A 12,513-nucleotide genomic window follows, 5' to 3' on the forward strand; every position below is an offset into this window, starting at 1 on the left:
TTGCCATCCTCAATACGCCAAAAACTGCCGCAAACGGAACGGCAACAAAGTAATTATTAACGCTCAATGCGGGTGCTGGCGGTCGCGGTGCCGTCAGCGCCCGGGTCTTCGCACACCGCGACCAGAGGGAACAAAAATGAAAATACTTTTGGGTGCCACAATTCTTTCCGCCGGCTTCGCCCTTACAGGCGGTGCAGCCTTTGCTGCGGACTGTGGAAACGTCACGATCGCCAGCATGAACTGGCAATCCGCTGAAGTCGCCGCCAATCTCGACAAGATCATTCTGGAAAAGGGTTACGGTTGCAGCGCTGAAATCGTCACAGGCGACACCGTACCGACATTGACCTCCATGGCCGAAAAGGGCCAGCCTGATATCGCGCCGGAGGCCTGGGTCAGCCTGCAGCCGGAAATCGTCAAACAGGGACTTGAGGGCGGCAAGGTCGTGGCGGCCGCCAAGATCCTGTCGGACGGCGCTGTGCAGGGATGGTGGATCCCGAAATATGTCGCCGATGCCAACCCCGATCTCAAGACCATTCCTGATCTCTTCAAGCATCCCGAGCTCTTCCCCTCGCCTGAAGACAAGGCAAAGGGCGCCGTCTTCAACGGCCCGCAGGGCTGGGGCGGCACCGTCGTCACCGCCCAGCTTTTCAAGGCTTTTGGTGGTGAAAAGGCCGGCTTCACCCTGGTGGACACCGGTTCCGCCGCAGGTCTCGACGGCTCGGTCGCCAAGGCTTACGAAGCGAAACAGCCGTGGGTAGGCTATTACTGGGCTCCGACCTCGCTGCTCGGCAAATATGAGATGGTGAAGCTCGGCTTCGGCACGGAATATGACTCTGCCGAATGGAAGCGCTGCACCTCGGTTGCCGATTGCGCGGACCCGAAGCCCAATGCATGGCAGGTTGACGACGTGCAGACGCTGGTCAGCAAGACCTTTGCCGACCGCGCCGGCCCGGCCATGGACTATCTGAACAAACGCGCCTGGACCAACGACACCGTCAACAAGCTGATCGCCTGGATGACCGACAATCAGGCAACCGGCGAAGATGGTGCGAAACACTTCCTGAAGGAAAACGAGGCTCTGTGGACGGGCTGGGTTTCCCCCGACGTCGCGCAAAAGGTCAAGGCTGCCCTCTAAAAGGGCGGCACGACATATGTGGTCGACAGCTTGGCCCGCCAATGGCGGCGCCCGGCCGTTTTTAAGTTCCGGAGCGCGGCGGATATTGCCCGCCGGCCCCGGTTCGTCGTGGAGAACAGGATATGGATTGGCTTTTCAAATTTCCGACCATGAATGACGATGCCCTGCGTGCGCTGAAGAAAGTGATCGACGAGGGGTTTCGGGGTTTCACCAGAGCCTATGGCGGCACGATAGAGGGGCTGTTCACACCGCTCCAGAGCTTCCTCATCTGGGCGGAAAGGCTTTTGATCGGCACCCCCTGGCCGGTCGTTATTCTTATTGTCGGCGTACTCGCCTGGTTTGCCAGCCGCAGCGCCACCATTGTTGGACTATGTTGCGGTATTCTCTTTGCCATCGGCTGGTTCGGCATGTGGGAAGACACGATGAAGACGATCTCGATGATCTTCGTCTGCGCCGTGCTCTCGATCGTGATCGGTTTGCCGATTGGCATCGCCATGGCGCGGTCCAACCGCCTGCAGAGTATCGTGAACCCCGTTCTCGACGTCATGCAGACGATGCCGAGTTTCGTCTATCTCATTCCCGTCGTCATGCTGCTCGGCATCGGCCGGGTCCCGGGCGTCATCGCCGTGGTGATCTACGCCATTCCTCCGATGATCCGGCTTACCAATCTCGGCATCCGCATGGTTGACCGGGACGTGCTGGAAGCGGCAGACGCTTACGGTTCCTCGAAGCGCCAGAAGCTTTTCAAGGTGCAGCTACCGCTTGCACTCCCCACCATCATGGCAGGCATCAACCAGACAATCATGATGGCGCTCGCCATGGTCGTCATCGCCTCCATGATCGGTGTTCAGGGCCTTGGCCAGCCGGTTCTGAAGGCCATCGCGAACCAGTATTTCACGCTCGGTGTGTTCAACGGCCTGGCAATCGTCGGCATCGCCATCATCTTCGACCGCATCAGCCAGGCCTACGGCCTTCGCCTGCAAAAACACCGGGAAGTGGCGCATGGCTAGTCAATCGATCGAAATCCGCAGCCTTTACAAGATTTTCGGCTCCAAGGCGGAGAATTACATCGACGCCGTGAAGGGCGGCATGTCCAAGGCGGAACTGAACGCCAAGCACGGCCACGTGCTCGGCCTCAGCGACATCAACATCACCATGCCGGGCGGGCAGATCACCGTGATCATGGGCCTTTCCGGCTCGGGAAAATCGACGCTGATCCGCCACGTCAACCGCCTGATCGACCCGACAGCGGGAGAAATCCTTTATGGCGGAACGGATGTCTGTCGCCTCAACGAAGCGGAACTTCTGGAATTCCGCCGCCACAAGACGGCGATGGTATTCCAGAAATTCGGCCTGCTGCCGCACCGCAACGTGCTGCAAAACGTCGTCTATGGCCTTGAGGTGCAGGGCGTCGACAAGGGAGAGCGTGAAGAAAAAGCCGACGTCTGGATCAAGCGGGTGGGGCTGGAAGGCTTTTCGAGCCATTATCCGAACCAGCTTTCAGGCGGCATGCAGCAGCGCGTGGGTCTCGCCCGCGCGCTGACCAACAACGCCGAAATCCTGCTGATGGACGAGGCCTATTCGGCACTTGATCCACTCATCCGCGTCGACATGCAGACAGTGCTGCTGGAATTGCAGAAAGAGCTGAAGAAAACCGTCGTCTTCATCACCCACGATCTGGATGAGGCCCTTCGGCTGGGAGACAAGATCGCCATTCTGCGCGACGGCGAGATCATCCAGCAGGGTACGGCCGCCGAAATTGTCATGAGTCCGGCAGACAGCTATATCGAAGCCTTCGTGGAAGAGGTCAATCGTGGCCGGGTCATTCGTCTCGGCGCAATCGTCCAGCCGGAGTTTTCCGGCCAGTCGCGTCTTCAGCTCGATGCGGACATGACCGTCGAGGAAGGCTTGCGCGCGCTCGTCAGGGAGGATGTCGGCAGTGCCGTCATCATCGGCGAAAACGGCAAGTCACTCGGCTCCGTCACCACGGATGCCATCATGCGCTGCCTCGTCAGGACCACGCCAAGCGCGGAAAAAAAACTGGCCGAGGCCGGTTAGGCCAAGCCGTCGAGCCATTTGGTCATGCCCCTAGCGGCGGCCTTGCCAGTGGCAAAACAGGCGGTCAGCAGATAACCGCCGGTCGGCGCCTCCCAGTCCAGCATTTCCCCGGCAGCAAAAATGCCGGGGAGTTTTTTCAGCATGTAGTTCTCATCGATACCTTGCCAGTCAACGCCCCCAGCCGATGAAATCGCCTCGGCAATCGGTCTCGTCCGTGCAAGCGGTATCTCCGCATGTTTGATCCTTGCAGCGACCAGATCATCCGGCATCGCCGAGATATCGTGAAAGATTTCCCGCAGAAGTCCGACCTTGACGGCGGAGAGGCCCACGGCCTTCCGCAACCGGTTTGCAAAACTCTCCTTGCGGCCAAGCTTTGCCAGATCCCGGCCAAGGCGCTCCACGGTACGTCCCGGCGCCAGATCGACAGCGAGTGTCGCCTTCCCCGTGTGTTCCAGCTGGTCGCGAAGTGCGGCGGAATGGGCATAGATGACGCTGCCCTCAATGCCGTGCTGCGTCACCACGAACTCGCCCTGAAACGCCCCGGCCGGGGAAATGGTGGTGACGGATTTCAACGCCTCACCGGCAAAACGCTGCCGGAAGACATCGCTCCAATCGACATCAAAGCCACAATTGGCGGGGCGGAAAGGATTAAGCTCCACGCCTTCAGCCGCGAGTGCAGGCACCCATGCCGCATCCGAACCCAGACGCGGCCAGCTTGCGCCGCCGAGCGCCAGAAGAACGGCGTCGGCCTTCATGAAGACATCGCCCTCCGGTGTCGCGAAAACCAGCCCGTCTGCGGAAAAACCCATCCAGCGATGCCGCGTCTTGATGATCACGCCGTGCGCCTCCAGCCGGGCAAGCCATGCCCGCAACAGCGGCGAGGCCTTCATGGCGGTCGGAAACACCCGGCCCGACGTGCCGACGAAGGTCTCCTGCCCCAGACCTTGCGCCCAGTGACGCAGCGCGCCGGGCGTGAAATCATCGAGGGCGGCGCGCAGCTTTTGCTCCGCGTCGCCAAAACGGTGGAGGAAAATGTCGTAGTCTTCGGCATGGGTGATGTTGAGACCGGATTTTCCGGCCATCAGCAATTTGCGCGCGACGGTCGGCATGGCCTCGAACACCGTTACGGCATGGCCAGCCGCAGACAGCACTTCGGCCGCCATCAGGCCCGCTGGCCCGCCGCCGACAATCGCGACCTGCCTTGCCTTCTTCAAAACCCGCTCCATCGCATCTTCGCCATTGTGGCCTTATACCGATTTCCGCGCGCGAATATATGCGATATTGAAACGCGCATGTTCACGCTCGACCGACCCGTCACCTTTTCGCAGGATATCAAGAAAAGCCGCTTCATTGCCTTTGCAGCACCTGTCACTGGCGAGGAGGATGCGAAAAGCTTCCTTGCGGCGCATTCTGACTTCGACGCAAACCACAATTGCTGGGCATGGCGAACCGGCCAGACCTATCGTTTCAGTGACGACGGCGAGCCCTCCGGCACGGCGGGAAAGCCAATCCTTCAGGCTATCGACGGTCAGGCGCTGGACAATGTCGCGGTCCTCGTCATCCGCTGGTTCGGCGGCATTCTGCTCGGCAGCGGCGGCCTCATGCGCGCCTATGGCGGCACGGCGGCGGCCTGCCTTCGGCTTGGCGAGACGTCACCGGTCATCGCCTATGTCAGCGCGACCTTGAGCTGCCCCTTCTCCGATCTGGCCCTGGTAAAATCGCGCCTCGCCGCCACGCAAAACCTGCGAGTGGAAAAGGAGGACTTCACCGGCACCGGCGCGGATATGCAGCTTTCGGTTCCCGTAGAGGAAGCCGAGCGTCTAACACGGCTCATCAGCGATCTGACCAGTGGTCGCGTCAATCTTCATATTCCGGACTAATCATATTGCGGGGCAGGCATCTGGCCCCATGCCCGATTTGTGCTAAGGAAGCGCAATGTCACTTGTGCTGTCCAACCCCGTCTATAATCCGCCGCTCGAACCGTGGCTCACCATCGTGCACCGGGATGACGATCTACTGGTGCTGGACAAGCCGAGCGGACTTCTTTCGGTGCCGGGACGCGATCCCGCGCTCTCCGACAGTCTTTTGACGCGCGTGCAGAAACAGTTTCCAAAAGCACTGATGATCAACCGGCTGGACAAGGATACATCAGGCATCGTGTTGATGTCCCTGAACCGCAAGGCGCACGCGGCCGTCGCCGCCCAGTTCGAGAACCGCCAGACCCGCAAATCCTATGTCGCCGTCGTCTGGGGTGAAGTCGAGGGTGAAGAGGGCAAGGTGGACCTGCCACTCGCGATCGACCCCGAAAACAAGCCCCGCCACCGGGTGGACCACGACCATGGCAAGCCGGCGCAAAGCCTTTGGCGCGTGCTGGAAAGATTGCCGCTTCCCGCTACGAGGCTCGCACTTGCCCCTCTCACCGGCCGCACCCATCAATTGCGGGTGCATATGAAGGCTCTCGGCCACCCTATCCTTGGCGATGAATTTTATGCAGAAGGTGAAGCGCTCGCCGCCGCGCCGCGTCTTATGCTGCATGCCGAGGCGGTGGGCTTTCGTCACCCGGATGGCCGCGACGTCACCTATACCGTGCCCTGCCCCTTCTGAGGCCTGCGATGAAAGAACAAGACGAAAGCTTCGTGGTGGATTTTGTTGGCGGTGCGGTCGGTCACCGTTTCCGCTCCGGCGAGGGGCGCGGACAGGCTCTGCCGAAGGCCGCGGGCTTCACCAAAGGCCGCACGCCAAAAATCGTCGATGCCACGGCAGGGCTCGGGCGCGACGCCTTTCTGTTGGCGTCACTCGGAGCCGAAGTTACGCTGATAGAGCGTTCACCCGGTATGCACGCCCACCTTGCTGACGGCATTCGCCGCGCATTGGAGGCGGGTGGAGCCTATGCCGAGGCTGCCTCCCGCATGACGCTGCTGCAGGGCGATTCCCGGCTTCTGCTGAAAGAACTTTCACCGGAGGTGGTGATCGTCGATCCCATGCATCCGCCGCGCCACAACTCGGCGCTGGTGAAAAAGGAAATGCGGGTGCTGCGGGAACTGGTGGGATCCGATCCCGATCAGGTAGAGCTGATGGAGGCTGCGCTTGAACATGCGACAAAGCGGGTGGTTCTAAAATGGCCTCTGCGCGCCGAACCTATGCCCGGCATTCGCAAGCCTTCGCACCAGATAGTGGGAAAGAACACCCGATATGATGTCTTCATGATTTTCGGAAAATCTCTAGATCCGGAGGAATGATCAGCGGAAGTTCGGCTTGCGCTGAGCGTTCATCAAAAGCTCGTGCCGGGATGCGAATTCTCCGAACAGCCTTCTCAACCGTGTCTCCTCGGCCTTGTCCAGCCGGTAACGGCGGCAAAACTCCGCAACATTGAGAATTGGCTTGGCTCTGTTCCCGTCTATGTTCTTATTGTCGATGATCTGCATGGCGGCGCCCTCCGTGTAACCAGGGTGAAAACGTAGGCGCGGGTTTGCGGTTCCCTGTAAGTTTACATGGATGAAAAAAGAGGATGCCGCCCGTACACGGCCTCATCAAGTTTTCTTGAAACTATCGCAAGAAACGAATTCCTCCCCAAATGGTTCTCTGCCTGATGCAGACAAAGGAAGGGAGACCCATGTTCCGCAACAACCGATTTCTGAGTTCGACGATGCTATTCGCGCTGCTGGCCGTACCACTTGCCAGCGCCGCCCACGCACAGACCGCCCCGGCAGTCGAGACGAAACGGCCCAATGCGCCGGATCAGAAACCGGCTTTCGAGGGTCAGACCCGTGCGCCGCAAGCCGCCACTCAGCCGGATGTCGAAAAAACCGTCATTGCCGAGGACCTACCGCATATCTGGTCGATGGAATTCCTGCCCGATGGCCGCATGATCGTGGCGGCCAAGGAAGGCGCAATGCACATCGTCGCAGACGGCAAAGCTGGCCCAGCGATCGAAGGCGTGCCGGAGGTGGCGTCCGACGGACAGGGCGGTCTGCTCGACATCGCGCTGGCTCCCGATTTCGAAACCTCCCGTAAAATCTTCTTCTCTTTTTCCGAGCCCCGGGATGGCGGCAACGGCACCTCCGTCGCATCGGCCAAGTTGACCGAAGAGGGTGGAGCAGCAAAACTGGAAGATGTCTCGGTGATCTTCCGCCAGATGCCGACCTATGATGGCGATAAGCATTTCGGCTCCCGCCTCGTCTTCGGCCAGAACAACGAGCTCTACGTCACCGTCGGTGAACGTTCAGACGCAACGCCGCGTGTGCAGGCGCAGGACCTGTCGAGCGGGCTTGGCAAGGTCTTCCGCATTGATGCCGAAGGCAAGGCCTTCGAGGGCAACCCCTTCGCCGGCCAGCAGAACGCCCTCCCCGAGATATGGAGCTATGGCCACCGTAACCTCCAGTCGGCAGCACTGGATGGACAGGGCAGGCTCTGGACAGTGGAACATGGCCCGAAAGGCGGCGATGAGATGAACCTGCCGAAGGCGGGCCTCAATTATGGCTGGCCGGTCATCACCTACGGTGTCGAATATAGCGGTCGGTCCGTTGGCGAAGGTGCCACCGCCAAGGAAGGCATGGAACAGCCGGTTTATTATTGGGACCCCGTCATCGGCCCGTCCGGCATGGCCTTTTACGACGCCGACCAGATTTCCGAGTGGAAGGGAGCCTTCATCGTAGGCGGTCTGGTGAGCCAGGGCCTCGTCATCCTGCACATTGACGGAGACAAGGTTGCGACGGAAAGCCGATTGCCGCTGGAAGCGCGCATTCGTGATGTGAAAGTGGGTCCGGATGGCGCCGTCTATGCCGTGACCGAAGAGCGCGGCGGCGGCAACTCGCAAATTTTGCGGATCGCCAAGGCCGGCTGAGAAAGTCATGACCGGAACAGCAGGCCGCCGGAACGAAGGCGGCCTGTTTCTCGTTTCCTGCAACCTTAAACCTGCCGGAAAAAACGATGCCACAACCGCCCACCCGCCTTCTTGCCAAAATCGGACTTGCCTATGTCAACGATCAGGAGCCGGGCATAGCCCGAGAAAGGCGCGGGCGCGGTTTTTGTTACCGGTTGCCGGGCGGCGAACTTCTGTCCGATAACGTGGAGTTGAAGCGCATCAAATCGCTCGGTGTCCCGCCTGCCTACAAAGATGTCTGGATATGCATCGACCCATCCGGGCATTTGCAGGCAACGGGCTTTGATGCGCGCGGGCGAAAGCAATATCGTTACCATCCCGACTGGCACGCATTGCGCGGTGAGACGAAGTTCTTTCAGCTGAAAAGCTTCGGCAAGGCGCTGCCTGCCATCCGGCGACGCGCCATGGCTGACATTGCAAAACAGGATCACGGTCAGGACATGACACTGGCGGCCCTGACGCTGCTTCTCGATGCCGCCTATCTACGCGTCGGCAACCGTTCTTATCTCGAAACCAACGGTACCTATGGCGCAACCACATTGCTCAAGCGCCACGTGTCCTTCGGCGAGACAATCGAACTGCGCTTTGCAGCCAAGGGCGGGCAGAAGGTGAAGCGGCAATTGCGCCACCCGCGCCTTCAAAAAATCCTCGAGGAAATCGCCGATCTGCCCGGCAAGGAGCTGTTTGTCTGGCAGGACAGTGAAAACCGGGTTCACTCCGTCGATTCAAGCGATCTCAACGCCTATCTTTCCCGCGTCGGCGGACAAGGCATTTCCGCCAAGACTTTCCGTACCTGGGGCGGAACGCTTGCGGCCTTCTGTCATGCGATGGAACATGTGGCTGCGGGTGAAAAACCCAGCATCAAGGGTATGTGTCAGGCAGCGGCGACGGAACTGTCCAACACACCCGCCATTTGCCGCAAGAGCTACGTACATCCTACCGTTCTCGATATAGCGACGGAGGAGAAGGCGCAGAAGAAGCTTGGCCGTATTCTGAAGGTGGGCGCAAAGCCGGTCTCGGGCCTCAGGGCCGATGAAAGACGTCTGCTTGCCTTCCTGCCGTGATAATCAGCGGCCAGTCGCCCATTCGCCCAATTCCCGCTCGGCCCTTTCGAGCGCGCTGTAATTCAACAGCTTGCGCAGGAAAGCGACGGTGACGGCGCGGGTTCGAAGATTATAACGGCCTTCCGCCTCGTCATCACCGGCCGCCTGATGGACGTTCAGCTTTTCGTAGAGGCTTTGCAGCCGGTTCTGCACGCTGCGCAACGAAAGGTTACGGCGGCGAGCAATCGCCTTGTCCGTCAGGCCCAGCGCAACATCAACAAGGATTTCATATTCGGAATCGGTGAAGCCATGCGCCTTGCCGAGGCTTTTTTCCTGTAGGCCGCGCACTTCCCTGTCGATCACGCATTGCGCCTCGATGAAGATGCTGCGCAACGCCAGCCGCAACCGGTCGTCAGATGCTGATTTCAGCACGTAGCCATAGGCAGCACCTTCGGGCACGATGCGGGAAACGCCGCGCACATAGGCCTCGTCGGAATAGTTGGACCAGAACAGGATCCGGGTGTCCGGCCGCTCCTTCCAGATGGTGCGCGCCGCCTCGATGCCGTTGCGTTCGTTCATCTGCAAATCCATGACGATATGGGCGGCGCGGTTTTCCCGCGCCAGCTTTTCGCCGGTTCTGCCGTTTGCCGCCTCCAGCACCTTGTCGCATTCCGGCAGGGCGGCTCTCACCGCCTCGTTCAGATAGGCGCGGTGTAGCGCATCGTCCTCAACGATCAGCACATCCATGTCATATTTCCTCCCGCCGGTCGAAAGCGCCTTCCGGCAACGTCACGGTAATGCGGGTTCCAGCGTCTTTGCCATTGCCACCAATATCGAATCTGGCTGAAATCAGCCGTGCCCGCGTCTTCATGTTGCCGATGCCGAGTCCACCAGAGACAGCCCCCTCGCCACGGCCGCTACCGTCATCGCTCACGGTCACCCGCAACCCGCCATCCGTTAACGACAGTGTCACCGCAATCGTTTCCGGCTGCGCGTGACGGATGGCGTTGTTGACCGCCTCCTGCACGATGCGGAACAGCGAGATGGCAACCGTCTTGTCGAGTGTCTCAACAAGCCCGTCCGTCTCGTCCGTAACCGACCAGTCGATAGAAGAGCCGCTGTCGCGCACGGAGCGATCCACATAGGTCTCGATGGCCTGCACGACGCCGAACAATTGCAGGATGGAGGGTTTCGCCTCCTCAATGATCTCGCGCAGATCCTGCATGCAGTGCTGCAGGCTGCGCACCACCGGTTCCAGCATCTCGCCCGACACGTCCGGTGCGTGGCTCATCCGCTCGATGCGCCGTGCAAGCCGCGTCAGGTCCGCCAGCGTCTGGTCGTGCAAATCCATGCCGATCCGCTGTCGCTCGGCCTCCAGCGCTTCGGTCAATTGCAGGGCACCCAGCCGCAACCCCTCCTCGCGGGCATTGGCGCGCGCCTCCTCGATCGCAGACCGTTTGGCCTGTTCGGCGGCGCGGATGGCGTAAAAATAGGGCGCCAGCAAATCCGCAACCGCGCGGGCATTGGCGACATCCTCCATCGTATAGGCATCCGACTGGTGCGAGGAGCAACTGAGCGCGCCGATAATGTCGCCATGCACCTTCATCGGCACGTGCAGGCGGCTATGCAGATCAAGCTCGATGATCGGGCTGGAAAATGCGCCTTCGAAATGGAAGCGCGGATCGACGCAGGCATCGCCGCTCAAAAGATATTCCACCTCGCCCGAGAGCACGGAACGGATGGGACTGCCGGACAGAAGGGCGGGCGGCTGGCGGCTCCAGGCGCTTGCCAGACCGCTTTCATAGGCGATGTGAAATTTGTCATCCAGCTGCTTGATGCAGACATCCATGTGGACGTGAGGAATGATATGGGTGATTTCGGTGGCGACCGCCTGAATGATGGCGTTGAATTCGAGCTGCCCGGCGAGCAGCCGCGAAATGCCCATGTAGTGATGGAAAAGAGCGCTTTTCGGCGTATCCAGCATGTGCGGACACCCTCCCAAGCGCCTGCCTTGTCAACTTGTGGCGGCGCGACCTGCCCCGTATCGGCTATTCTGCGCCCGGCGGTGGCGTTTCGTCCTGCGGGTTCCCGCATCGTTTCTGCGGAAACCCGCAGGAAGATTGCCGTTATCCGCCTGTACAAGCCAAACCTTCTTGGTCATTCTCGCTTTTACTGGGGAAAGGAGCTCCAGTGCAAAGGAATTCCGCCTGCCGCCTAGGAGATTTGCGGGAAAGCGGGTTCCGAGCTCAAAAAGGGCAAGCCACCAGGGAGGAAAATCAATGGCTTTCAGAAAGATGCTTCTGGCATCGGCCGCTGTCGCATGCGCAGCTTTGCCGATCACCGCTCACGCCGATACCTCGGCTAAAAAAATCGCGCTTTCGAACAATTACGCGGGCAATTCCTGGCGTCAGGCAATGCTGACGAGCTGGGACAAAATCACCAAGCAGGCAGTTGCAGACAAGCAGGTCGCTGCCGCTGACGCCTTCACGACAGCCGAAAATCAGGCGACCGAACAGGCGGCGCAGATCCAGAACCTCATTCTTCAGGGTTACGACGCCATCGTCATCAACGCCGCCTCGCCCACCGCTCTTAACGGTGCTGTCAAGGAAGCCTGTGACGCCGGCATTACCGTCGTCTCGTTCGATGGCATCGTCACCGAGCCTTGCGCCTGGCGTATCGCCGTGGATTTCAAGGCGATGGGCGCAAGCCAGATCGACTATCTCGCCAAGGCGATGCCGAAGGGTGGCAACCTGCTCGAAATCCGCGGCCTCGCGGGCGTTTCGGTGGACGATGAAATCCATGCCGGCATCGTCGACGCCGTCGCCAAGAACCCGCAGTTCAAGATTGTCGGTTCGGTCAATGGCGACTGGGCGCAGGACGTCGCACAGCGCGCTGTCGCCGGCATTCTGCCGAGCCTTCCCGAAGTTGCGGCAGTCGTGACGCAGGGCGGTGACGGTTACGGTGCAGCACAGGCTTTTGCCGCCGCCAAGCGCCCGACACCCACCATCGTCATGGGCAACCGCGAAGACGAGTTGCAATGGTGGAAGCAGCAGAAGGATGCCAGCGGCTACGAGACCATGTCGGTCTCCATCGCCCCCGGCGTTTCCACGCTCGCTTTCTGGGTGGCGCAGCAAATCCTCGACGGCAAGGATGTCAAAAAGGATTTGACCGTACCTTTCCTGCGCATCGATCAGGGCAATCTTGAGGAAAACCTCAAGAACACCCAGAAGGGCGGCGTCGCGAATGTGGAATATTCACAGGAAGACGCCCAGAAGGCCATCGCCTCCGCCAAATAGGCCGGATGATTTCCGGACACAAGCGATTGCGGCGCTCCCTGAACGGGCGCCGCAACTGCCACCTATATTATCCAAGTTTCAGATCACTGGCGTGAATGC

13 protein-coding genes are annotated in these 12,513 nt (G+C 60.1%); 9 read left to right on the top strand and 4 right to left on the bottom strand.

Annotated elements, in window-relative coordinates:
• Positions 1-136: 136 nt before the first annotated feature.
• From QE432_RS03580 to QE432_RS03590, 3 genes are all read left to right on the top strand, one after another.
• The gene (locus tag QE432_RS03580; RefSeq protein WP_004431723.1) at positions 137-1,135 is read left to right on the top strand and encodes an ABC transporter substrate-binding protein; all 999 of its coding nucleotides are present in this window, start codon (positions 137-139) and stop codon (positions 1,133-1,135) included.
• A gap of 122 nt (positions 1,136-1,257) precedes the next feature.
• Positions 1,258-2,145, top strand: a complete 888-nt coding sequence (locus QE432_RS03585) for an ABC transporter permease (protein WP_004431720.1) — start codon at positions 1,258-1,260, stop codon at positions 2,143-2,145.
• On the top strand, positions 2,138-3,193 hold the full coding sequence (locus QE432_RS03590) for a quaternary amine ABC transporter ATP-binding protein (RefSeq protein WP_019566551.1): 1,056 nt from the start codon (positions 2,138-2,140) through the stop codon (positions 3,191-3,193). The genes QE432_RS03585 and QE432_RS03590 overlap by 8 nt, the downstream gene beginning before the upstream one ends.
• Here the strand turns inward: QE432_RS03590 and QE432_RS03595 are convergent.
• On the bottom strand, positions 3,190-4,419 hold the full coding sequence (locus QE432_RS03595; RefSeq protein WP_111804736.1) for a TIGR03862 family flavoprotein: 1,230 nt from the start codon (positions 4,417-4,419) through the stop codon (positions 3,190-3,192). The two genes, QE432_RS03590 and QE432_RS03595, sit on opposite strands and share 4 nt — an antisense overlap.
• A 66-nt stretch (positions 4,420-4,485) precedes the next feature.
• Here QE432_RS03595 and QE432_RS03600 point away from each other — a divergent pair, with 66 nt between their 5' ends.
• The 3 genes from QE432_RS03600 to QE432_RS03610 are packed head-to-tail and all read left to right on the top strand — an operon-like array spanning position 4,486 to position 6,432.
• Positions 4,486-5,073, top strand: a complete 588-nt coding sequence (locus QE432_RS03600) for an IMPACT family protein (RefSeq protein WP_019566553.1) — start codon at positions 4,486-4,488, stop codon at positions 5,071-5,073.
• A gap of 55 nt (positions 5,074-5,128) precedes the next feature.
• Entirely contained in the window at positions 5,129-5,797 is a 669-nt protein-coding gene (locus QE432_RS03605) for a pseudouridine synthase (protein WP_111802040.1), read from the top strand.
• Between the two features lie 8 nt (positions 5,798-5,805).
• Complete coding sequence (locus QE432_RS03610; protein ID WP_111802041.1) at positions 5,806-6,432, top strand: class I SAM-dependent methyltransferase; 627 nt, start codon at positions 5,806-5,808, stop codon at positions 6,430-6,432.
• Here QE432_RS03610 and QE432_RS03615 read toward each other — a convergent pair whose 3' ends face one another.
• Positions 6,433-6,618 (bottom strand): hypothetical protein, encoded by a 186-nt coding sequence (locus QE432_RS03615; RefSeq protein ID WP_004431706.1) that lies wholly within the window; start codon positions 6,616-6,618, stop codon positions 6,433-6,435.
• A gap of 188 nt (positions 6,619-6,806) precedes the next feature.
• On the opposite strand from QE432_RS03615, the gene QE432_RS03620 reads away from it, so the two are divergent.
• Together QE432_RS03620 and QE432_RS03625 are read left to right on the top strand one after the other, a co-directional pair.
• Entirely contained in the window at positions 6,807-8,036 is a 1,230-nt protein-coding gene (locus QE432_RS03620) for a PQQ-dependent sugar dehydrogenase (RefSeq protein ID WP_111802042.1), read from the top strand.
• 86 nt (positions 8,037-8,122) lie between these two features.
• Positions 8,123-9,139 carry a DNA topoisomerase IB gene (locus tag QE432_RS03625; protein WP_019566557.1) on the top strand — a complete coding sequence of 339 codons (1,017 nt, stop codon included), beginning with the start codon at positions 8,123-8,125 and terminating at the stop codon, positions 9,137-9,139.
• Positions 9,140-9,142: 3 nt separating this feature from the next.
• On the opposite strand, the gene QE432_RS03630 is transcribed toward QE432_RS03625, so the two are convergent.
• A complete protein-coding gene (locus QE432_RS03630) occupies positions 9,143-9,865 on the bottom strand; it encodes a response regulator transcription factor (RefSeq protein ID WP_004431697.1) in 723 nt (240 codons plus the stop codon).
• A gap of 1 nt (position 9,866) precedes the next feature.
• Complete coding sequence (locus tag QE432_RS03635) at positions 9,867-11,102, bottom strand: GAF domain-containing sensor histidine kinase (protein ID WP_080849858.1); 1,236 nt, start codon at positions 11,100-11,102, stop codon at positions 9,867-9,869.
• A 295-nt stretch (positions 11,103-11,397) separates the two neighbouring features.
• Here QE432_RS03635 and QE432_RS03640 point away from each other — a divergent pair, with 295 nt between their 5' ends.
• Positions 11,398-12,414, top strand: a complete 1,017-nt coding sequence (locus QE432_RS03640; protein WP_004431691.1) for an ABC transporter substrate-binding protein — start codon at positions 11,398-11,400, stop codon at positions 12,412-12,414.
• Positions 12,415-12,513: the final 99 nt, after the last annotated feature.

Origin of the sequence: Agrobacterium sp. SORGH_AS_0745, from assembly GCF_030818995.1 — a bacterium.
GTDB classification, from domain to species: domain Bacteria; phylum Pseudomonadota; class Alphaproteobacteria; order Rhizobiales; family Rhizobiaceae; genus Agrobacterium; species Agrobacterium tumefaciens.

Bases quoted from the DNA above. Each gene is read 5' to 3' on its own strand.
- QE432_RS03580 (WP_004431723.1), top strand. From the start codon at position 137: ATGAAAATACTTTTGGGTGCCACAATTCTTTCCGCCGGCTTCGCCCTT.
- QE432_RS03585 (WP_004431720.1), top strand. From the start codon at position 1,258: ATGGATTGGCTTTTCAAATTTCCGACCATGAATGACGATGCCCTGCGT.
- QE432_RS03590 (WP_019566551.1), top strand. From the start codon at position 2,138: ATGGCTAGTCAATCGATCGAAATCCGCAGCCTTTACAAGATTTTCGGC.
- QE432_RS03595 (WP_111804736.1), bottom strand. From the start codon at position 4,419: ATGGAGCGGGTTTTGAAGAAGGCAAGGCAGGTCGCGATTGTCGGCGGC.
- QE432_RS03600 (WP_019566553.1), top strand. From the start codon at position 4,486: ATGTTCACGCTCGACCGACCCGTCACCTTTTCGCAGGATATCAAGAAA.
- QE432_RS03605 (WP_111802040.1), top strand. From the start codon at position 5,129: ATGTCACTTGTGCTGTCCAACCCCGTCTATAATCCGCCGCTCGAACCG.
- QE432_RS03610 (WP_111802041.1), top strand. From the start codon at position 5,806: ATGAAAGAACAAGACGAAAGCTTCGTGGTGGATTTTGTTGGCGGTGCG.
- QE432_RS03615 (WP_004431706.1), bottom strand. From the start codon at position 6,618: ATGCAGATCATCGACAATAAGAACATAGACGGGAACAGAGCCAAGCCA.
- QE432_RS03620 (WP_111802042.1), top strand. From the start codon at position 6,807: ATGTTCCGCAACAACCGATTTCTGAGTTCGACGATGCTATTCGCGCTG.
- QE432_RS03625 (WP_019566557.1), top strand. From the start codon at position 8,123: ATGCCACAACCGCCCACCCGCCTTCTTGCCAAAATCGGACTTGCCTAT.
- QE432_RS03630 (WP_004431697.1), bottom strand. From the start codon at position 9,865: ATGGATGTGCTGATCGTTGAGGACGATGCGCTACACCGCGCCTATCTG.
- QE432_RS03635 (WP_080849858.1), bottom strand. From the start codon at position 11,102: ATGCTGGATACGCCGAAAAGCGCTCTTTTCCATCACTACATGGGCATT.
- QE432_RS03640 (WP_004431691.1), top strand. From the start codon at position 11,398: ATGGCTTTCAGAAAGATGCTTCTGGCATCGGCCGCTGTCGCATGCGCA.